We start from the raw sequence: 20,595 nt of genomic DNA on the forward strand, positions 1-20,595 counted from the left end.
CAGCCTTCAGGTGTGTGGCAGGAATGGAGTGAGCTCGCTTTCCAGTCGCGGGCGATCCAGGAGCCCGAGCTTTACCGGGACATCGTAAAGCCGGCCGGGCCCGAAGCGGCGATAGAAATGCCGCAGGCCCGGAACCAGCACCCTGACGACGGGGACCTCGACATCGGGCCGCGTCTGGTCGAGCACGAGGAAATCGTACCCCGCGCGGGTGGCAATCTCGACGCAGGCATTGACCTGGTCGCGCGTGTTGTCGTGAACCTTGAGGCTTGGTGCCGGCGGGAGAAGCGGCTTGTCGTCGGGGATCAGGAACGGATAATCGTCGAGCCGTAGCGGCGTGAGGCCGTCAAGCGACGGTTTCTCGCCGCTTCCGCCGCCCATCATGCCGATCGACATGAACTGGGTCAGCTCGGTGAGGGAGCGCAGCAATGCGATGCGGCGATCGAAATGCGATCCGGACCCGAACTCGATATTCTCGTGTCCGTTCTGCATCCAGTGCATGATCGCGACGTAGGAGGGAATGCCGAGATCGCTGGTGATGTCGAGCACCCAGAGCCGGCGCCCCGCGTCGGCAAACTGGTTTTGGAGATCCCGTACATAGGAATCCTCGAACTGCGAGAGGTCGAGCTCGGCGCGGCGGACGCGATTGTACCACCAGATCGCGTAGGCATCGCGCTCGACCAGCTCGAGGAAGCCCTGGACGATCGCCTCCTCACGGGTGTTGCCGGCCGCGCACCCGTTGGAATCTGTGTGGAAGCCGCCATAGAAGAAATACAACAGCCCGGTCGGAAGATATTTGAAGCGCTTGTCACGCAAGGACCAGACCGGGGACCACTCCGTCCTGGTCGAAGGATCGAACGGCTCCGGGACCGGATGCGAATCGTCCGGTTGCGGGACGTACCTGTTCTGAAACTGCGTGTCGCTGAAGAACTGGACGTCGTTGGGAAGCAACGCGTCACCGGGCGCGAAATCGGCAAAGCGGCGCTTTGCCCTGATCTCGTCACCCTGGAAAATGCCGGAGTAGCGCTCGATCGCCTCCATCAGCGCGCTGGCCTCACCCTGCTCGGCCGTGGAGCCCTTGCCGAAACTGCCGCCGCTGAGGCCGGACCTGAGCTGGTCGACATTCCAGGCCGGTGCAGAGAAATTGTGGTGGGCGAAAAAATTGGTGTTCATCGGCAGATCGGCCTCGATCCGCTCGAGCCGCGACACCACGCCGGTCAGCGGACTGACATGCTTGCGATACCGCGCCACGGTGGCCCGCGACGTCACGGTGCGATATCCGCCGCTGGTCATGACGAGCTTGCTGCCCTCGGCGATGTCGACCGGCACTGCTGCCCGTCGCGGATTCCTCAGCTTCTTGCTGCCGCAGGTCGCGCATTGCGGGCGCTTCGCGACATAGTGCTTGGCGATAACGGCGCCGGTCAGATCGAAGCTTGCGATGTGATCGCTGAGATCGGTGCGGAATCCCGAGGCGATCGCCTTGGCGATTTCAACGGCAGCGAAGTGGATCGCGGTCTGTCCGACGGTGTGGCTGACCAGCGGCGAGATGGCGACCGCTTGCGCGGCGCCGCGGTCGAGAAATCCCTTGATCTCGCGATTGCGGATCATGCGGTCGTGCAGGCAGGTCCGGCAGGCGCTCTCGCCCGGCTTGAACACAGGCCCGACCAGTGGAAACACGCCGGACGGCTGCACCAGCAGCCAGGGTGTCCCGCCGGCGACGCGCTTCTCGTTCAATTCGACGAGGTGCCGCTCGAGGTAGTCGTTCACAAGCGTGATGGTGAGGCTGGGCGACCGCTTGGCGATGTGAACGCCGAGCTTGCTCAACGCCGCGCTCAGCTCGGTCGCGCCTTTGACGTCGATCGATTCCACCCGCACCGGCCAATTGCGCAGGTTCTCTGCGGCGGTCTCGGGAGGCAGGCCGAGGCTTGCCCAATATCCATCGACAGCACTCCTGTGCGATGCTCCGCTGACGACGTAGCGGCGCTCCAGCAAACGCCTGATCGCCTCCTCGATCTCGGCTATCGGGAAACTCTTCGACAGCTGGCGGATGATCTCCGGCGCGGCCTTGCCGTTTTTTCCGATCGCGCTCGCCACGGCGCAATAGAGATCGCCATGCAGGAAGAACTTGCGGTTCTCGGAATAGAGGCAGACCGCATTGGGCGGAAGCAGGTAGGCGGTGAAGTTCGGCGCAAATCGCAAAATGTCGTTGCGGATCTGCTTCGCGGCGCGGCTGTTTCGCTTGACTGTCATCGGGTCAGCACGCTGATCCTGTTCCCGTCATGTTGCCAGCGCACCACGGACGCTTGGCCGGCCAAGCTGTGCGCCGAGCATCGCTGTCTTTCGTTGCATGAGTTGGAACATACTCGCGCGCGATCGGCAAGCTGAGGCCAGCGAAGCGAACGCCGTCATGAAAACAGCAATTGGCCGGGTCGTTTGCGCGCCCGGCCAATGAAATCGCGACCTGTCGATGTGCAGTCAGGGAGCGCCAACGCCTAGCACCAGCGGCAGCGGCCCCATGATGCGCAGCAGCCCGTGCATGCTACCGGCACGCCGATCCAGCCAATGCCGCAACCGCCACAACCACCGCACCCGACACCGCAGCGGCAGGCTCGGCAGCCTCCGCAACCTCGACAGCCGCGGCAACCGCCGCAGCCACGGCAACCGCAGCCACCGCATCCGCGCGCGAGCAGCACGCCGCTCAAGGTTTTTTCGTCGCCGGCGAGATGGAAGGTGGCGAGGTTGACGTCGGCGAGCTCTTCCTCGCTGAGCGCAGTGAAGTGGCCGGGCGTGAAGCTCGGTCGTTGTTGAGGCTCGGCTGCCGGCAGTGCGGACGCCATCGCGCTTCCCGCCAGTGAAAACGTCAGTCCGGCGAATCCGAGCGCAGGCACTGCGGCTTTGACCATTCGGGCTTCGGTCATTCGCTTCTTTTTCGAAGCTTGCTTCGTTCGCTGCATGGCCGCATCCTCCATGTGGGAAGAACGATCTTCTGCAACGATCCTACGGTGCGCAATCAAACTGGGCAAGATTCACGTGAACACGAAATGGTATGGCGCCCGTTCGGATTCTATTCATCTTCATGAACACTTGGCGGTAAATTCTTGTCCATGCGGCGCATGATGCAGTGCGCAATCGTCTGCCCGCGCGAACGGGGAAGCTAGCTTGGCCGATCAATCCGGACACTTCGTTTGGTACGAGCTTCTGACGACGGACGTGCCGTCGGCCGCTGCTTTTTACGCCGAGGTCGTCGGCTGGACTGCAAAAGACGCGTCGAGCCCGGAGCTGGCCTACACGCTGCTGACGACAGGCGGCGCTCCGGTCGTCGGTCTCATGAATCTCCCTGAAGAAGGGGTTCGCATGGGCGCAACGCCGAGATGGCTCGGCTACGTCGCCGTCGATGACATGGATGTCATGATTGCGCAAATCCGTCGGCTCGGCGGCACCATCCTGGTCTCGCCGACCGACAGCAACATCGGCCGCATTGCAGTGGTCGCCGATCCGCAAGGCGCGACGTTTGGATTGGTCACGGGCCTGACACATGGCCAATCGCAACCGGGCGGATCGGACCAGCCCGGGCGCGTGGGCTGGCACGAGTTGCTGGCCGAAGATCGGCGGAGGATCTTTCCGTTTTACCGCGAGCTTCTCGGCTGGCAACAGGCCGACGCTGGATCCGATCCGGCAGACGTGTACGACATGTTTTCAGTGGCGGGGCAGACGATCGGCGGCATGCTCACCAAGCTTCCGAGCGTATCGCAGACATGCTGGCTGCATTACTTCAATGTCGAAGACGTCGGCGCGGCGGCGAGACGCGTCGATGCCGGCGGAGGACGGGTTCTCCAGGGGCCGATCGAATTGCCCGATGATTGCTGGATCGTGCGATGCGTCGATCCCCAGGGCGCCCTGTTTACGCTCCAGGGGGCGTGGGACCGGAAGGGCATCGAGCGATCCTCCGCCTCGGAAGTCAGCTGGTCCGCGAGATGGGGCGATATCGCGTCACAGGGCCGGATCGTGCGTGACAAGACCAGGCGCTAGGCCGGGGTTGCAAGATGGTGTGATGCAACCCATGTCGCGGCGTGATATCCTTCCACTCAGGAACGGAATTGACCGTCCGCGCATTTGGAAGGGCATGGCCATGAAGTCTTCACGCTTCGTTGCGAGTCTGACTGTCGCGATCTCGTCGATTGCTCTTTGAGCAGCACGGCAATGTCTCAACCGACGCCTTCCGACGGAGCCGGTCAGCTTCCCGGCATCACGATCGACGCGCCGAAGCAAGTCGCAAGGCCTCACCGGCCGGCGCATCACGCCGTCGTCCACAGCACCAGGTCTCTCCCGGCGTCGCGCGCGGTTTCGACGGCGCCGATGTCGGATGCCGCGAAGCTTGCCAAGCTCGCGCGCGAAACCGGCAGCTGCGTCGGCGGTTGCCAATCGAGCTTCAAGACGCCCAATCAGCCCTGGGTCGGCTGCAACGCGACGGGCGGCGTCTACTCGGCGACGTGCCGAAACGTCGGCAATTACAAGAGCTACGACGAGTGCAAGGAGGCCGGACGCGTCACCGGCTGGCGCTCCGGCGAGACCTCGGCCTATTGCAGCAGCGTGGCGCTGGCGGCGGGCTGGCGTTGACCGAACTGGCTTGATGATCAGGGCTGGCTTGATGGCGTGGAGCGCGTAGCCACATCGGAACTCTGTCACCGTCACCGGAACCTGCGCCCGCATCGACGCGCGCGGCGCCGATGGCACCGTTCTGTCACTGTCGTGATGTATGGACGGTGCTCGGGGCGTGCAGCAGACGGAGGCAACAATGATCCTCTGGTCGGGATTGGGAATACTGACCGTCCTTTTCGCGCTCGGCGGAGCCATGCTCGGCTCCGCATTGCATGGCCTCATTCCGGCATTGTCGGATCAGGTCGGCGTTGCCATCGGCCTGCTCGCGGCGGCTGCGGTGAACTGGTGGGTCGGTTTCCGTCTCAACAGCCGGCCCGGGCGCGAGCTGATCGACCCCAAGACCGGTGGCCGGGTCATGCTGAGACGCCGCCACACCCTGTTCTGGCTGCCGATGCAGTACTATTCCGTGCTGTTTCTGCTCGTTGCCGTCGTCGCGCTGTTCGCTCCGGCGCACAGGGTCGGCGGAGCCTAGCGGACATCACGTCCGCTCCGCACGTCGCGCCGGCGGTCGATTCGCGATTGTGAGGCGGGTGCACAAGCCATCCGCCTCACCTCATGCTATGACTGCCCCGCAATCTTGCGAGGCCGCCATGCTCCCCATTCCCGCCGACATCTTCACCGAGCCGGACGACGTCTCCCCGGACAGCCTTGCCAATCTCGGCCCGCTGCGCCGACTCGCCGGCACCTGGCAGGCCGACAAGGGCATCGACATCAATCCAAAGGGCAATGGGCCGGAGCGGCGGGTGTTCATCGAGCATATCCGGATGGACCCGATCGATGCGCAGGCCAACGGGCCGCAGCTGTTCTACGGGCTGCGCTATCACATCCACATCAACACGCCCGAGGAGGACATCACCTTCCACGATCAGGTCGGCTACTGGCTCTGGGAGCCCGCGACCGGGCTGATCATGCAGACGCTGGCGATCCCGCGCGGCCAGGTGCTGCTCGCTTCCGGCAAGGCCAAGCCGGACGACAGAAAGATCTCCGTCACGGCGAAGCGCGGCGAGACGACCTACGGGATCTGCTCGACCGATTTTCTGGAACAAGCTTTCCGCACCGATTCCTATCGCTGCGACATCACGTTCAACGACGACGGCAGCTGGAGCTATTCGATCCAGACCGAGCTGTTCGTGCGCGGCGCGCCGTTCAACCATCACGACAGCAACACGCTGAAGCTCGTCGCGCCGCCAAAGCTCAATCCGCTCGCGGTGATCGTGAACGATCGCGCCAAGGGCGACCGTGACAAGGGCAAAGGCCCGGCGGCGTGACGCGGATGCGCGGAGACTTTTCATGAAGCCTTACGTCATCTGCCTGATGCATTCGAGCCTTGACGGCCGCACCCATCCGAGCCGCTGGCGGCCGAAGGGCGCCGGCACCGACTGGTTCGAGAAGATCCACGACGAACTCGGCGGCGATGCCTGGGTGATCGGCCGCGTCACCGGCTCGGAGTTCGCCAAGGGCGAGCCCTATCCCGCAACGACGCGCGAGACGTTCCCGCGCGAAAGCTGGTTCGCGCGGCGCGACGCGAAAACCTATGGCGTCGTGCTCGATGCGCACGGCAAGATCGGCTGGGGCCGATCCGACATCGGCGGTGATCCCATCGTCGTGGTGCTGACGACAAGCGTGCCGGATTCGCATCTTGCTGGGCTTCGTGGCGAGGGCGTCTCCTACATCTTTGCAGGCGAAGCGGAGATCGACCTCGCGCAGGCACTCGATACCCTCAATCGCGAGCTCGGGGTGAAGCGTTTGCTGGTCGAGGGCGGCGGCATCGCCAATGGCGCGTTCCTGCGTGCCGGTCTGATCGACGAATTCAATCTGATTCTCAGCCCCGCGATCGACGGCGCGCGTGGCGCACCTTTCGTGTTCGATTCGACGGACGCCGACAGCGACAAACGCGCGCCGCTCAGCGCGATGACGCTGGAGAGCACGCGGCCGCTCGACGGCGGCGTGCTGCTGTTGCGCTACCTGATCCAGAACGACGTCGCGGACAGGTAAAAGCAGCGGCATGTCCGACACGTCAGAGCACATCGCCATCGTCGGCGCAGGGGCCGCCGGACTGATGGCGGCCCGCGCGCTCGCGCGTGCAGGCAAGCGGGTGACGATCCTGGAGGCGCGCGAACGCTGCGGCGGGCGCATCCATCCGCTGCCGGCCGCCGAGTTCGGCTATCCGGCCGAGGGTGGTGCCGAGTTCGTCCATGGCGAGGCGCCGGTCACGCGCGGCCTGCTGCGCGAGGCCGGACTGTCGTTGCAAGAAATCGAAGGCAGCCAATGGAGTTTTGACGGCGCGCAGCTCTCGCGCGAAAGCCGTCATGATCCGCACGAAGCGGAACTTCAGGCCGTGCTCGGCGAGCTGAAGGACGACCTCACCGTCGCCGAATTCCTGCGCCGCCATTTCGCAGGTGACGTCTACGCGCGGATGCGGCAATCGATCGAACGGATGGTCGAGGGCTACGACGCCGCCGAGCCCGAGCGCGCCTCCGTCCTGGCGCTACGCGAGGAATGGATGGACGGCGGACACCATACCCAGGCGCGCATCGTCGGCGGCTACGGCGCGCTGATCGAATTTCTGGCGGCCGAGTGCCGCAGGCATGGCGTCGCCATTCGTTTCGGTGCCGTGGTGACGGCGATCGAGGAGAACGGCGCTATCGCCGTCCGCTGCGCCGGCGGCGATGCGCTCGCATGCGACAAGGTGATCCTCACCGTGCCGCTGCCGTTATTGCGGAAGATCGCGCTGCCCGCGACGGCGCGCGACAAGGCCGCGGCCGCCGATGACATCGGCTTTGGCAATGTCATCAAGATCCTGCTGCGTTTCACGCGGCCATTTTGGCGGCAGACCAGGGAAGATCTTTCGGACCTCACCTTCCTGCTGTCGGATGAGACGATCCCGGTGTGGTGGACGCAGCGCCCGTCCGATCATCCCGTATTGACCGGCTGGTTCGGCGGGCCGCGGACGGCTGAGCTCGTCGGCCTCGATCGCGCAGCGCTGATCGACGCCGGGATCGCTTCGCTCGCGACGGTGTTCGGCCTCTCACCTCATGATCTCGCATGTGATGTCATGGCGGCAGAGGCGACCAACTGGGCCCACGATCCCTTCGCGCGCGGCGCCTATTCCTGGGCGACGCCGCGGACGCGGGCGGCGCAGGCGATCCTGGCGCGCGCCGACGGCCCGGTGCTGTTCTCCGGCGAAGCGCTCTATCGCGGCCGCGACATGGGCACGGTCGAGGCCGCGCTCGCGAGTGGCCTCGAGACGGCAGGCCTAGTCTTCCGCGGATGAAAAAGGCCCGCGTGTGCGCGGGCCCTTGGTTCAGCGGCGAATGGTCCGCTTACCAGCGACGGCCGCCGTAATAGCCGTAGGGTCCGCCGCCATAATAGCGGTGATGCCGCGGGTCGTAGCCATAGCTCCGGTAGTACGGACGGTAATGGCCGTGATGCGGGCGCCAATGGTGAGGGCGGTATCCGCGGTGGCGATGGCCGTGATGGTGGCGATACTGCGCGCTGATGTCGGTTGGGCCGGCGTTCGCCGTCGCCTTTGCGCTGCCAGCCGCGTTGGCCGTGGATCCGCCGGCGAGCGCGGCAGCACCGACAGCCATCGCGACAAAGAGATACTTCATGTCATCGCTCCAGTTGAGATGTCGTGACAACAGATGGGGGCGCCTCGCGTTCCGGCGAGAGCGGGCGTCGAAACGACGCAGACCTGATTGATGGAGCGCGCTGAGATTTATTGTCGCAGCGTTGCGAGCGAGGTGATCACGTCATGCGCGGTCACAATGCGGGCGAATTCGCCGTTGAGATTCGACAACGTCATCGCGTGGATGTCTTCGGCCGAATGTGTGTCGCCGTCGGGCCCGATGCGATCGAATGTCCAGGTCGCGTCGCGCACCAGCGCGGCGTCGAAGCCGAGATTGCCGGCCATCCGCGTCGTCGTCTCGACGCAATGATTGGTGGTGGCGCCGCAAATGACCAGCGTGGCGATTCCGCCCGCGCGCAGCCGGCTTTCGAGATTGGTGCCGATGAAGGCGCTGTTGACGCGCTTGACGATCACCGGCTCGCCGTCCTCTTCGCGGGCTTCGTCCTTGACGGCGTAGCCGGAGCTTTCCGGACGGAACGTCGAGCTCGGCTTAGTGCCCTCATGGCGGATGTGGAAGATCGGCGCGCCGCTCGCCCTGAACGCTGCGAGCAGGTCAACGATGCGCGCCACTGCATCCGGATTGTTGCGCCGCTTGCCGGCCGCTTCCCATTGGTCGAACGCGCGCTGGACGTCGACGACGATGAGGGCGGGGAGGGCGTGTGCCATGGCGGAATTCCGGCGACTGTCGTGACGAGTATGCGGGGCGTGTGCGGTTGCAGGCAACGGCGATTTTCCCTCGTTTCGGGACAAGGCCTGCACACTACCGCGTCGCCGCCAGCGGCAGGCTGATGTGAAACACGGCGCCGCCGGTCGGCGCGTTCTCGGCCCAGATGTGCCCGCCATGCGCCTCGACGATGGTGCGCGCGATCGAGAGGCCGATGCCCATGCCTTGCGTCTTGGTCGTGAAAAACGGCTTGAAGATCTCGGTCACCTTGTCCTCGAGGATACCGTCGCCTGCATCGGCGATGGAGACGAGGGCCAGATTGCCATCGGCGACACTGGTTCGACCGACGACGCGGCGTCGCTCGTCCGGGAGATCGGCGACGGCGTCCATGGCGTTCACAACCAGGTTCAGAATGGCCTGCTGGAGCTGCACCTTGTCGGCTTTGACACGGATATTCGCGGACGATGGCTCCGTCGCGAGTCCGACGTCGTAGGTCAAGGCCTGCACGGAGAGGAACCGAAACACTTCGCCGACTGTCGCGTTGAGGTCGAGCTCGTGCCGTTCGGTCGGGACCCGCTTCAGGAACGAGCGCAGCCGGCCGATGACATCGCTTGCGCGTTGATCGTCGCGGAGGATGTTGCCCAGTATGTCCCTGACTTCGCTGAGGTCAGGAGCCGGATGCCGCAGCATCTGCTCGGCCGTCTCGGCATTGATCAGGATGGCGGCGAGCGGCTGGCTCAATTCGTGCGCGATCGAGGCGGACATCTCTCCCGCGGTCGCGCGCCGATTCATGTGGGCGAGCTCCGACATGCGCTGGCGTGCCTCGACCTCGGCCAGGAATCGCAAGCGTCGCTCGCGCAGCAGGATCGTGATCATCAGCGCCTGCACCAGCATCACGCTCGCGACGATGGCGGTGTGCCAGTAATACTGCTCCCAGAAGCTCGGTTCGCGAAACCGCAGCTCGCTGCCCGGTGGCAGATTGGCCTCAGCCACATTCCAGCGTTGCAGTTGCCGCCAGTCGAAGATCGGCTTCACGTTGTCGCCGTTGAAGGATGGGATGCTCGATGCCGCTTCGCCGCCCAGAATTCGCATCGCCACCTTGCCGGTTTCCCGTCCGATGATCTCGGGCAGCAGCAGGAAGCCGCCCACGCCGGCCCGCCCGAGAAATGTATCGGACGTGATGATGACCGGGCGGTTCGCACTCTCGGCAATGCGTGCGAGCGCGGCGACCGGTGAATAATAGGTGCCTTCGCCATCCGAATACATCGCCGAGGTCAGGATCGCCGAGCGATCGGGTAACGCAGCGATTTGCTTGCGGACGTCGCGCAGCACCTCGCCGGACAGATCGGTGACCTCGAGACCGGGCATCGCGGCCGCGAAATCCTGCTTCCAATGTCCGTATGTCAGCGGGTTCTTCCAGGCTTCGCCGACCAGGACGACACGGGTCAGGTCAGGGACGATTGCGCGCGCGGCAGTCAGCAGCTGCGTCGGCATCACCCTTGCGAAGATGGCGGTCGAGTCGGGCAGAAACAGCGCGCGCGTCTCGGGCAGATCGGGCACGAAGCCGTACACGACGGGCGCGGCGGGCCAGATCTCCTGCTTGCGCTTCTGAAGGAATTTCGCCGATGCGACCCCGATCGAAACGATGATTTCGATCGGCCGCAGCGCATATTTGGTCTTGAGGTGACCGACCAGGCTCTCTTCGTAGTCCGGTCCCGGGAAGCGGGCGAGATCGAGACTCTCGCCGTAGATCACCGTGTGGATCGTCCGGTTCTCCTTCGCCGCCGCGCGGATGCCGTCGAAGATTTCCGAATAAAACGGCGAACGAAAATCGGCGTCTTCCAGCACCAGGATCGAGCGCTGCCGCGCCCCATCGGCAGCAACGCAGTCGCGCGCCAGGCTCGCAAACAGGCAGACGATCAGGATGCGCGCGAGCCCAGTGATGATACGCATTCCTGGACTCCGCGCCCCTGCCTGTGGCCGCAACCGGCGCTCCCCAATGAGGACGCACGCGGGAGCATACAAGCCTGACCCGGAGTTTCAACGGAAGGATGTGCGTCCGCGCCGATCAGCGGGACGGGACGAAGGACCGCTACCTGAACGGATCCTGGATCGACGGCGCGGACTGCCGGATGCGGCGCACGCTCACCGGCTTGCCGTCGGAGACGAACAACAGCTCGTACTTGCGGCCCTGATTGTCGGTCGCAGAGCAGGTGACGTCGTTCACCTTCTTGGCGGCGAAATTACCGGTCTGGCGGCAGACACCGGTGGAGGTCTGCTCCGACGGTACCGGCAGGCCGTCGACCTTCGGCCGGTCCTTGGAATTGAGCAGCATGCGGTCGATCGGCAGCTCGTAGGAATTGTCGTCGGCCCGCTTGCCGTTCTCGCCGGAGAACGACACCACGTGGTTCTCGTCGCTGGGATCGTCGACGGCGACCGCGAAGTTGACCCGACCCTTGTCGTCATGGGCGTAGGCCACGGTTTTGCAGGGGAACGGGCGCCCGGCGACCTTCAGCGTCTTGCAGTGGCCGGAGATCAGCGCCAGCAGGTCGATGACGGAATTTTGTTGCGCGGGCGGATTGTTCACCGGGATCGGGGTGGAAGACTCGGCAAAACAAGGGCTTGCAAGGGAGACGAGGATTGCAGCCAGGACCGGTCGGCGGAGGCGCATGGTCAGGCTCGTATGCCAGGGGAGGGCGGACAAGTTCCGCTTACTAACCATCGAACCGCAAATTGGTTGCGATCCCGTTTGCTCAGCCAAATCCGCCTGGAATACCACCGCGCCACCCATCGGCGATTCGCTTCCATCGCCCGCCCGTCCCGGCAGGCACTTGCCGCCAGGCCGATGTTTTTTTCGTGGCAGAGACGAGCGACAAAAGCAATCACGCGGCCTGTTTCATGGTCCGGGCGAAGGCCGGATAAGTCTCGGCGAGCTCATCGAGAATTTTTCCGCGCAGCAGCGAAAGCGTCGCAGTGTCGGGCTGCGGCGTCTCCCGCACCACCTCCGGCTCTGCATAGGCGAAGCCGGTATTCTCCCGGATGTCGGCCGGCGTGAAGGGCGGGTGCACCGAGCGCAGTGCGAAGCCGCCCGCCTCGCGGTCGAAATCGAACAGCGCCATGTTGGTCAGAAGCGCGTGCGGGCCGCCGCGGCGCGGGACCTCGGGCGTGATGGCGCGGGCGCTGACGAAATCGACCTTCGGCACGAACACGCGCGGTGAGTGCTCCTCGCGAAACAGGATCACGCGCGGCACGAGGTGATAGAGATAGGCCGAACCGAACGAGCCGGGCCAGCGCACGCCGCTGGTTGGATAATCGCCGGTGCCGACCAAATTGATGTTGCCTTCGCCGTCGATCTGGCCGCCGCCGAGGAAGAAGGCGTCGACGCGGCCCTGCGCGGCGCAGTCGAACAGCTCGATGCCGCCATTGGTAAAGAAATTATGCGCCTGCGATCCCAGGATGGAGATGCGCACCGGCGGCTTGCCGTCGCGCTGCTGGCGTGCGCGCAGCAGCATGGCGCCGGCGGCCGGAATCGGCGACGACGCGCCGACCGCGACGTGGCGGATGCCGTCGAGCAAATCGGCGATGGTGGCGATCAGGATCTCGCGCCGGTCGCGTTCGGCCGACATCAGGCTACCTGCTTGCGATGCGACAGAAAGGTCGAGAGATAGGCACGAAAACCCTCGTCGCTGCGTGCCATCCCGGCGTAGCGCGCGATCTCGGCCTCGTCGGCCGGATATTCATCCCACAGCGCCAGCGGCCAGGCGCCGCGCGCGGCGACCGCGATGGTGTCGACATAGAGCGAGGGCAGCACGCCGGCAGCGGAATCTTCGCTCTCCAGCAGATTGCGGTCGACGATGCGCTCGACAGTGACCAGCGTGCGCTTCGAGGCATAAGCGAGATCGGCGAGCTCGCGGTGGCGGCCGATCCGGACATTGCCGGCGCGGTCGGCTTCCGGCGCATGAAACAGCGCAACATCGGGGGAGATCGCGGGCACCACGACCACCTTGCGCGCCTCGCCGACGGGGCTGTCGATCACCTGCCAGTCGGGCCGCACGTTGAGGAGATCGCTGCCGATGATGCCAGCGATCGGCATGAACGGCACGCCTTTTTGCGCTGCGAGCAGACCTGCGAAGATCGCCGGGCAGGTGGAGTCGCGCAAGGCGAAGGCGCCGGTCTTGACGCCCGCGGTGAAGCGCGGCGCGGCGCCGGCCTCCCCCAGCGACACCGCGCTGGTCTCGAGCGAGGCGATGGCGCCGGCACCGATCAGCAGATCCGCCTGAAGCCCCGAGATCGGCACGCAGATCAGCTTGAGATCGCGGATGCCGGCCTCCAACAGCGCGGCGGTCGCCGCCATCGCTACGCCCGAGCCGTCGACCGGGATGGCTAGCGACTGCCCCGATGTGACGCGGGTTGCCAGCGCCTCCAGCGCAACGATCTCGGTCATGGGCGTCCTCCGGCCTTGTTTTGTCCTATCCTGCCTCAAGCCATCGCCGCCTGCCAGCGTGTATCGCGCAAGGAGGGGCGGCGATGCAGTCGGGCGTCGAGCAGGCTGCGGGCGCGCGGCAGCTCGCCGTTGCGCATCAGCGCGACAATAAAGGTGTCCTCGATCAGCTCGCGCTGGGCGTGGCTGCCGCCGATGCGCACGACCTCAGTGAGGACGGGCGCGAGCGTTTGCGCGCATGCGGCATAATCCTCATCCGCAAAGGCCGCTAGCGCCCGGCAAATCGCCGGCACAACGGGGCCGGCCGGCAGCTTGCCCTCGGCGAGCCGCTGCTCGATCACGGCGAGGCGTGCGGCGAGTGCGTCGCGATTTTGCGTCGCGGCGTCGAACAGCGCCATGTGGACGTCGGCGAAGGGCAGGCCCGATTTCGGGAACAGTTTTTGCGCGGCGGCGTCGGCCTCAAGCCACAGCGCCTTCGGCACGGCGTGGCCGTAAGCCGACAGCCGCCACAGCAGCGAGGCGCTGTCGGTGATGACGTTCAGCGGCGGTGCCTGGGTCGCCGAGGGCTGAAGCACGTCGGCATAGATTGCGAGCGCGCGTGCCGCGTCGCCATGCTCGAGCGCGCCGAGCGCCTGGTGCCAGAGGATATGGCCGTGCAAAATTCCGGCGCGGCGGTAGGTCGGAAGCCACTCCTCGACCAGCCGGTCAGCCTCGTCGATCGAGCCGTCCTCGAACATCGCATGCAGCACCGCGTGTGCAGCATGTGCGTTCTGCCGGCGCAAGGAGAAGCCGCGCTCAGTGACCTTGCGGCCGCGGGCGACGTCGCCGTTCTCGGTCATCGCCCAGCCGGACATGGCGAGGAACCACCAGTCCTCGCCGTAATGATGCGCGACGCTCACGCACAGCTCGTGCCGCGCGCGGTCGTGATCGGCCATGCCGGAGAAGGCGAACAGGCCGAATGCGCCGAGCGGCAGCGACAGCACCATGGCATCGCGCGGCCATGTGTCGACATGCTTGCGCATTGCCGCGATCGCCTCGGGCAGCCGGCCCTCGATCGCAAGCGCCAGCGTCTCGACATGCGAGCGCTCGCGCTCCGTGCCGCGTTTGGCGACGAGCTCGCGCGCGGCCGCCGCTTTCTGCCGCGCGAGATCGCCCTGCTGATAGAAGGCATGCACGCGGGCGCGGGCGATATGGGCCAGCGCGAAATCCGGATCGGCCGCGATGGCGCGCTCCAGCGCCTCCGCCGTGCCGGTCCAGCCGGCGAGCATGAGGTCGACGCCCTCGCGATAGGCGGATGCCGCCTCGTGCGAGGTGATGGAGAGCGGCAGGCCGTAGCGGTCTTCCAACGCCATTGTCGCCTCCCGCTCTCACGCCGTCCGCGCGCGCCGCCCCTCGATCGGATAGGCCGGGTCGTTGTAGCCCGGCGTCGACGGATGGCCCGGCACGACCAGCCGGTCGATCAACGCCTCGTCCTCCGCAGTGAAGCGGTAGTCGAGCGCGCTGATGTAGCCGTCCCACTGCTCTTCGGTGCGAGGACCTGCGACGATCGATGAGACGAAGGCGGAATTGAGCACCCAGGCGACCGCGAGCTGACCGGCGGTGATGCCCTTCTTCTCCGCGTGGCTCTTGATCTCCTGCGCAAGCTGGAGCGATTCCGGCCGCCACTCGGTCTGCATCATGCGGGTGTCGTTGCGGCCCGCGCGCGTTTCCTTGTCAGGCGCGGCATCAGGCTTGTACTTGCCGGTGAGCACGCCGCGCGCCAGCGGGCTATAGGGCACGATGCCGAGGCCGTAATAGCTGCACGCCGGAAAATGCTCGACCTCGGGCATGCGGTTCATCGCGTTGTAATAAGGCTGGCTCGCCACCGGCCGGTCGATGCCGAGGCGGTCGCAGATGTTGCAGATCTCCGCGACGCGCCAGGCGCGATAATTCGAGACGCCGAAATAGCGGATCTTGCCGGCTCGGATCAGATCGCCCATCGCGCGCACCGTCTCCTCAAGCGGCGTCGCGTGGTCCTCCTTGTGCAGATAGTAGATGTCGATGTGGTCGGTGCCGAGCCGCTTCAGGCTTTCGTCGGCGGCCTGCAGCACCCAGCGCCGCGACAGCCCGACGCGGTTGGGGTCGTCGCCCATGGGGTTGGCGAGCTTGGTCGCGAGGATCCAGGCGTGACGGTTGTTGCCGATCGCGCGGCCGACGACCTCTTCGGAGCCGCCCTTCGAATAGGCGTCCGCGCTGTCGATGAAATTGATGCCGGCGTTATGCGCCTTCGCAATGATCCGCCGTGAGGTGGCCTCGTCGGTCGGCCCGCCGAACATCATGGTGCCGAGGCAAATCGGCGAGACCTTGAGGCCGGAGCGGCCGAGCTGGCGGTATTGCATGGGCGGGTCCTCTGCGGGTTCGTTGGATAACAGCATAGCCAGCTACTCGCGTCATTGCGAGCGCAGCGAAGCAATCCAGAGATGCGTCCGCGGAAAGATTGCTGGATTGCTTCGCTGCGCTCGCAACGACGAGGAGACAGCGGTGGCAGTCCGACTGGCCGCCTACTCCGCCCCCTTCAAGATCTTGAACACGCCGTTGGCCATCACCACGCAGCGGTCATCCACGCTCACCTCCGTGCTCATGAAGATCAGGCTGCGCGTGGTGCGCACCACGCGGGGGCGCGAGATCAGGAGGTCGCCGATTTGGCCGGCCTCGACGAAATGCGTGTCGAGCTGCACGGTCGCCATATATTGCTTGCCGGTCTCGTAGCGGGCGGTCATGCCGCAGGTGCGGTCGGCGAAGGTCATCATCACGCCACCCTGGACCATGCCGCGGCGGTTGTGGTGCTTGTCCTCGGTCGCGAGCGCGAATTCGTAATGGCCGTCGACCTTGCGCTCCCAGAGCGGACCGATCAGATGGATGAAGCCGCTGGTGTCGACGATGGTCCAGCCGTCCGATTTGAGCCTAGCGGCGGTTTTATCGATCATCTGCCGGTCTGTCCTTGCAACACGTCTCTCCTCGTTTCATCAGATGCGGTCCTGGTGTAGTCAAGCATCATGAGACCGTTCGATGATGCCACAAGGCGGAATATCGCGGAGGCCTGCGCGTCGTTCGCGCGGCTGCCCGACGCGGCCGAGCCGTCGGCACTGAAGCGCGCCGCGGTGGTGCTGGCGCTGACCGCATCCGATGAGGGCAACGACACCGCATTCCTGCTCACCCGGCGTGCTTCACACTTGCGCGCCCATCGCGGCCAATGGGCGCTGCCGGGCGGACGTTGTGATGACGGCGAGACGCCGATTGAGGCCGCGCTGCGCGAGCTCGACGAAGAGCTCGCGCTCAAGCTCTCGACCAACGAGGTGCTCGGCCAGCTCGACGACTATCCGACCCGCTCGGGCTATCTGATCACGCCGGTGGTGGTCTGGGCCTCGCGCAGCGCCGCGATCACGCCGAACCCGGCGGAGGTCGCCTCCGTCCATCGCATCGCGCTCGACACGATCGAGCGCGGCGACGCGTTCGATTTCGTCGCGATCCCCGAAAGCGAACGCCGCGTGATCCGCTTCCATCACGACATGAGCCTGATCCACGCGCCGACGGCCGCCCTGATCTACCAGTTCCGCGAGGTGCTGGCGGGGCGGCAGACCCGCGTGACCGAGCTGGAACAGCCGGTGTTCGCCTGGACGTGAGATGGTAAACGGCGCGTTAACGTGCCGGTTACCGGAAGCTTGCTAAGAGGCCGGGATGCACCAGTCCCCGATTCGACGTGCCCTGACGCTGGTTCCATTCGCGCTCATGCTGCTCGTGCCTGCCGCGCGCGGCGGCGACGCCGGCGTGCTGCCGCCCTCCGTCAGCAATGCCAACGCCCAGTTGCTGTCGCAGTTTTTTGCGCAGGGCGGCGCGTCGCCTGCCGTGCTCGAATATCGCCGCAAGCTCGCCGAGTATCAGGCCATTCGCGGCGCATTTGACGCCGAGGCCGGCGCTTATTGGAGCCAGATCTCGGAGAAGCGGAAAGGCCGCAACGCCAAGCGGCGCAGCGGGCAGCAGATCACGCTCGACGATTACGTCCTTGAACAACCGCCGGTCTATACCGGGCCGAAACGGCCGGTGAACCCGGAGCCGGAGGAGACGCCGGAGCGCCCCGCCCGAAAACCGCTTCCGGTCGCAGCCGATCTCCTGCGCGCGGCGCAGGATCTCTATCAGTTCACGCCGCAGCGTCCGGCGACCGAGGTCGAGTTCAAGCGCGCCTATGCGCGCTACGCGCTCGCCTCTGGCCTGACCCGCGAGCAGGCGGTGCGGGTCTATTCGTTCGAGACCGGCGGCACCGGCAATTACGACGTGCAGGCGGGCATCGAGCACGGCGGCCGGCGCGCGATCTCGACCGCGATGGGGTACAACCAGCTCCTCACCACCAACAGCGTCGAGCTGCTGGCCGAGCAGGGCCATGAATTCATCCGTGCGCTGAGCGAGAAGGTGGCCCAGACCTCGGGGCCGGCGCGGAAGACGCTGGAGTACAAGCTCGGCGTCCTCAAGCGGATGGTGGCGCATGCCAAGTCGGTGCCGGACACCTGGTCGGAGCACGAGAAGATCGGCGACACCGCGCAAGGCTGGGCCATGCATGCGATGGTGCTCGACATCGACATCGGTCCGATGCTGCAAACCCATAAGCTCATGACCTCGGTGCTGTTCGCCCGGGCCAAGGGCTACACCCGCCCGCTCACCGCGGCCGAGCTCGAGATGATGAACCTCACCGGCGACGGCACCGGCCTCGACATGGTGACCATGCCGCAGGCGATGCGCGAGCAGGTACCGACCTCGAATTTCTTCCAGCGCGGCGGCTACGAGCGCAACCCGGTCGCGATCCGCCACAACACGGTGGCGAAGCTGCTCGCAGTGACGGACGCGCGGATGGACAGCAACAGCAGCAATGGCGGCGCAAGGGAATTGGCGGCGTCGTTTTGAAGGGCTGCCGTAGGGTGGGTAAAGCGAAGCGTGCCCACCACTTTCAATCGGAATGCGCTGGTAGATGGTGGGCACGGCGCTGACGCGCCTTTGCCCACCCGACGGCTCTTCGCGCGCCCCGGGACGACAAAAAGGGATTACCGATCCGGCCCGAACTTGAACTTGCCGTCGCCTTCGAGATACTGGCCGCTGCGCATGTAGAGCTGGCCGTTCTGGCCGATGAAGAACAGCGTGCCCTTCGGCACTTTCTTGGCGCCCTTCAAGAGCTCGCCGGCATTGCTGGTGCCCATCTTGTAGGAGAAGGTCTTGCCTTCCTTGTCATAGGCGTAGCCCGTGTCGGGCTTGAGCTCCCACGGCGTCGCCGCGGTTTGCGCGCATGCCGGGACCGCGAAGGCGCCCAGCACCGCTGCAAGTACGAATGTCTTCGTTGAATATGCCATCGTCCATCCTCCCCGCCATTGGGCACTCTGCTTGAACAAATCACGAACGGCATGTTAAGGGCTATTCGCGAGCCGCATTGCAGCGCATCACGCCTTGCCCAGCAGTTTGTGATTTTCCCTTCGTCCCCTCGCGACTATGTTCCGCTTTCAGTCTAGAACGCAACTCGACAAAGATATTGGTAGGGATGATTCGAATGCGCCATGTCATTAAAGCTTGCTGGGCCGCTGCGTTGTCGTTGACGGCCCTGGCGCCGGTCGCCCGGGCCGATGATTACCAGCTCAGTCACAACCAGCGGATTTCCTGCAGCCGCGGCCTTGCCCCGGGCAAGCTGAACACCGCGACCTGCAGGTCCTACACCTATCTCTTCAACACCAAGACCTCGGAATATTTCCGCTGTCAGGTCTCGCTGGCGCTGACCCGGGACAACAAGGAAGTCATCAACGTCCAGACCGACGGCGGCTGCACCAAGAAGCCGCGCATCTTCGAGACCGACGGCCATTATGACTTCGACGCGACCGAGACCGAGCCGCCGAACACCAACTCGTTCTTCGGTCCCGGCGGCTACTCGGTCTGGGCAGCCGACATGGCCTCGCAGAAGATCCGGGGCTGCATCACCATCTCCTCCGGCCTCGGCTCCGACATCTCCAAGTGCCTGGACATGACGTTCCAGTGAGGACTTGCGAGTAGCGGCGAGGCGCGCCAACGAGCTAGCTGCGCCACCTCGCCGCACCCGCCGGTTCTCAAAAATTGAGCCGGGACAACTGTTTACCGTAGTCCTGTTTTGACTTTTGGATGGGTTGACCCGCTCTCCTCGTCCGGCCAATTTCGCCGCCGGTTTGGGGAGAATAACAACCATGAAACGGACGATCTTCGGCGCAGCCGCAGCTCTTGCTCTGGCGGCGTCGGCACCTTGCGCGCATGCGCAATCCTTCATCAACGTGCTGACCGGCGGCACCTCCGGCGTCTACTATCCGCTCGGCGTTGCGATCGGGAAAATCTACGGCGACAAGATTCCGAACGTGAAGACGCAGGTGCAGGCCACCAAGGCGTCGGTCGAGAATCTGATCCTGCTCCAGCAGGGCCGCGGTGAACTGGCGTTCACGCTGGGCGACTCGCTGAAAGCGGCCTGGGAGGGCGACGAGGAAGCCGGCTTCAAGACCAAGCTCGACAAGCTCAGGACCATCGGCGCGATCTATCCGAACTACATCCAGATCGTCGCGTCCGCCGAAAGCGGCATCAAGACCCTCGCCGACCTCAAGGGCAAGAGCCTGTCGGTCGGCGCGCCGAAGTCGGGCACGGAGCTGAATTCGCGCGCGATCCTGGCCGCGGCCGGCATGACCTACAAGGACCTCGGCAAGGTGGAATATCTGCCGTTCGCCGAATCCGTCGATCTGATGAAGAACCGCCAGCTCGGCGCGACGCTGCAATCGGCCGGTCTCGGCGTGGCCTCGTTGAAGGACCTCTCGAGCTCGAGCGCGATCACGGTCGTGGCGGTGCCGCAGGAAACCGTCGACAAGATCGGCCCGCCCTTCATCTCGACGATCATTCCGGCCAACACCTATTCCGGCCAGGACAAGGACGTGTCGACCGCGGCTGTGATCAATTATCTCGTGACGAGCTCCGCCGTCTCCGACGATCTCGCCTATCAAATGACAAAACTGGTCTACGAATCGCTGCCCGAACTCGCCAACGCGCACGCGGCCGGCAAGGAGATCAAGCTCGAGACGGCGGCCTCCGGCAGCCCGATCCCGCTGCATCCTGGTGCGATCCGCTATTACAAGGAAAAAGGGCTGATCAAGTAAGGGCCGGCCTTCGCTGTCGGACGTCATG

Annotated in this window: 22 protein-coding genes; 10 read left to right on the forward strand and 12 right to left on the reverse strand. The window is 65.1% G+C overall.

Annotation, left to right across the window (positions count from 1 at the left end; all coding sequences use genetic code 11):
- Positions 1 to 6: 6 nt before the first annotated feature.
- Both IC761_RS04675 and IC761_RS04680 read right to left on the reverse strand, forming a co-directional pair.
- A complete protein-coding gene (locus IC761_RS04675) occupies positions 7 to 2,247 on the reverse strand; it encodes a TOMM precursor leader peptide-binding protein (RefSeq protein WP_195802121.1) in 2,241 nt (746 codons plus the stop codon).
- A 242-nt stretch (positions 2,248 to 2,489) separates the two neighbouring features.
- The gene (locus tag IC761_RS04680; protein WP_195802122.1) at positions 2,490 to 2,951 is read right to left on the reverse strand and encodes a hypothetical protein; all 462 of its coding nucleotides are present in this window, start codon (positions 2,949 to 2,951) and stop codon (positions 2,490 to 2,492) included.
- A 205-nt stretch (positions 2,952 to 3,156) separates the two neighbouring features.
- Here IC761_RS04680 and IC761_RS04685 point away from each other — a divergent pair, with 205 nt between their 5' ends.
- The 6 genes from IC761_RS04685 to IC761_RS04715 all read left to right on the forward strand — a co-directional run bounded on the left by IC761_RS04685 (position 3,157) and on the right by IC761_RS04715 (position 7,930).
- Positions 3,157 to 4,026 carry a VOC family protein gene (locus tag IC761_RS04685; RefSeq protein WP_195802123.1) on the forward strand — a complete coding sequence of 290 codons (870 nt, stop codon included), beginning with the start codon at positions 3,157 to 3,159 and terminating at the stop codon, positions 4,024 to 4,026.
- A 171-nt stretch (positions 4,027 to 4,197) separates the two neighbouring features.
- Positions 4,198 to 4,614: a hypothetical protein gene (locus IC761_RS04690; protein ID WP_246791437.1), complete on the forward strand. Its 417-nt coding sequence runs from the start codon at positions 4,198 to 4,200 to the stop codon at positions 4,612 to 4,614.
- Between the two features lie 178 nt (positions 4,615 to 4,792).
- Positions 4,793 to 5,128 (forward strand): hypothetical protein, encoded by a 336-nt coding sequence (locus IC761_RS04700; protein WP_195802124.1) that lies wholly within the window; start codon positions 4,793 to 4,795, stop codon positions 5,126 to 5,128.
- Between the two features lie 118 nt (positions 5,129 to 5,246).
- The gene (locus IC761_RS04705) at positions 5,247 to 5,924 is read left to right on the forward strand and encodes an FABP family protein (RefSeq protein WP_195802125.1); all 678 of its coding nucleotides are present in this window, start codon (positions 5,247 to 5,249) and stop codon (positions 5,922 to 5,924) included.
- Between the two features lie 22 nt (positions 5,925 to 5,946).
- On the forward strand, positions 5,947 to 6,651 hold the full coding sequence (locus IC761_RS04710; protein ID WP_195802126.1) for a RibD family protein: 705 nt from the start codon (positions 5,947 to 5,949) through the stop codon (positions 6,649 to 6,651).
- Positions 6,652 to 6,661: 10 nt separating this feature from the next.
- A complete protein-coding gene (locus tag IC761_RS04715) occupies positions 6,662 to 7,930 on the forward strand; it encodes a flavin monoamine oxidase family protein (RefSeq protein WP_195802127.1) in 1,269 nt (422 codons plus the stop codon).
- A gap of 49 nt (positions 7,931 to 7,979) precedes the next feature.
- Here the strand turns inward: IC761_RS04715 and IC761_RS04720 are convergent, their stop codons facing one another.
- From IC761_RS04720 to IC761_RS04760, 9 genes are all read right to left on the reverse strand, one after another.
- The gene (locus IC761_RS04720; protein ID WP_195802128.1) at positions 7,980 to 8,267 is read right to left on the reverse strand and encodes a hypothetical protein; all 288 of its coding nucleotides are present in this window, start codon (positions 8,265 to 8,267) and stop codon (positions 7,980 to 7,982) included.
- Positions 8,268 to 8,374: 107 nt separating this feature from the next.
- Positions 8,375 to 8,950 carry a cysteine hydrolase family protein gene (locus IC761_RS04725; RefSeq protein ID WP_195802129.1) on the reverse strand — a complete coding sequence of 192 codons (576 nt, stop codon included), beginning with the start codon at positions 8,948 to 8,950 and terminating at the stop codon, positions 8,375 to 8,377.
- A gap of 94 nt (positions 8,951 to 9,044) precedes the next feature.
- Positions 9,045 to 10,901 carry a sensor histidine kinase gene (locus IC761_RS04730; RefSeq protein WP_195802130.1) on the reverse strand — a complete coding sequence of 619 codons (1,857 nt, stop codon included), beginning with the start codon at positions 10,899 to 10,901 and terminating at the stop codon, positions 9,045 to 9,047.
- Positions 10,902 to 11,040: 139 nt separating this feature from the next.
- The gene (locus tag IC761_RS04735) at positions 11,041 to 11,619 is read right to left on the reverse strand and encodes a hypothetical protein (RefSeq protein ID WP_195802131.1); all 579 of its coding nucleotides are present in this window, start codon (positions 11,617 to 11,619) and stop codon (positions 11,041 to 11,043) included.
- Positions 11,620 to 11,830: 211 nt separating this feature from the next.
- Positions 11,831 to 12,574 carry a CoA-transferase gene (locus tag IC761_RS04740; protein WP_195802132.1) on the reverse strand — a complete coding sequence of 248 codons (744 nt, stop codon included), beginning with the start codon at positions 12,572 to 12,574 and terminating at the stop codon, positions 11,831 to 11,833.
- A complete protein-coding gene (locus IC761_RS04745; protein WP_195802133.1) occupies positions 12,574 to 13,392 on the reverse strand; it encodes a CoA transferase subunit A in 819 nt (272 codons plus the stop codon). The genes IC761_RS04740 and IC761_RS04745 overlap by 1 nt, the downstream gene beginning before the upstream one ends.
- Before the next feature lie 35 nt (positions 13,393 to 13,427).
- Positions 13,428 to 14,741: a tetratricopeptide repeat protein gene (locus IC761_RS04750; RefSeq protein WP_195802134.1), complete on the reverse strand. Its 1,314-nt coding sequence runs from the start codon at positions 14,739 to 14,741 to the stop codon at positions 13,428 to 13,430.
- A gap of 15 nt (positions 14,742 to 14,756) precedes the next feature.
- On the reverse strand, positions 14,757 to 15,767 hold the full coding sequence (locus tag IC761_RS04755) for an aldo/keto reductase (RefSeq protein WP_195802135.1): 1,011 nt from the start codon (positions 15,765 to 15,767) through the stop codon (positions 14,757 to 14,759).
- A 162-nt stretch (positions 15,768 to 15,929) separates the two neighbouring features.
- Positions 15,930 to 16,355, reverse strand: a complete 426-nt coding sequence (locus IC761_RS04760; protein WP_195802136.1) for a PaaI family thioesterase — start codon at positions 16,353 to 16,355, stop codon at positions 15,930 to 15,932.
- Positions 16,356 to 16,424: 69 nt separating this feature from the next.
- Here IC761_RS04760 and IC761_RS04765 point away from each other — a divergent pair, with 69 nt between their 5' ends.
- A complete protein-coding gene (locus IC761_RS04765; RefSeq protein WP_195802137.1) occupies positions 16,425 to 17,051 on the forward strand; it encodes an NUDIX hydrolase in 627 nt (208 codons plus the stop codon).
- Positions 17,052 to 17,106: 55 nt separating this feature from the next.
- Positions 17,107 to 18,324 (forward strand): hypothetical protein, encoded by a 1,218-nt coding sequence (locus IC761_RS04770; RefSeq protein WP_195802138.1) that lies wholly within the window; start codon positions 17,107 to 17,109, stop codon positions 18,322 to 18,324.
- A gap of 137 nt (positions 18,325 to 18,461) precedes the next feature.
- On the opposite strand, the gene IC761_RS04775 is transcribed toward IC761_RS04770, so the two are convergent.
- Positions 18,462 to 18,764: a hypothetical protein gene (locus IC761_RS04775; protein WP_195802139.1), complete on the reverse strand. Its 303-nt coding sequence runs from the start codon at positions 18,762 to 18,764 to the stop codon at positions 18,462 to 18,464.
- A 194-nt stretch (positions 18,765 to 18,958) separates the two neighbouring features.
- Between IC761_RS04775 and IC761_RS04780 the strand changes: the two genes are divergently transcribed.
- Together IC761_RS04780 and IC761_RS04785 are read left to right on the forward strand one after the other, a co-directional pair.
- A complete protein-coding gene (locus IC761_RS04780; RefSeq protein ID WP_195802140.1) occupies positions 18,959 to 19,438 on the forward strand; it encodes a hypothetical protein in 480 nt (159 codons plus the stop codon).
- 181 nt (positions 19,439 to 19,619) lie between these two features.
- Positions 19,620 to 20,567: a TAXI family TRAP transporter solute-binding subunit gene (locus IC761_RS04785; RefSeq protein WP_195802141.1), complete on the forward strand. Its 948-nt coding sequence runs from the start codon at positions 19,620 to 19,622 to the stop codon at positions 20,565 to 20,567.
- Positions 20,568 to 20,595: the final 28 nt, after the last annotated feature.

This window comes from Bradyrhizobium commune (assembly GCF_015624505.1).
Taxonomy (GTDB): Bacteria; Pseudomonadota; Alphaproteobacteria; order Rhizobiales; family Xanthobacteraceae; genus Bradyrhizobium; species Bradyrhizobium commune.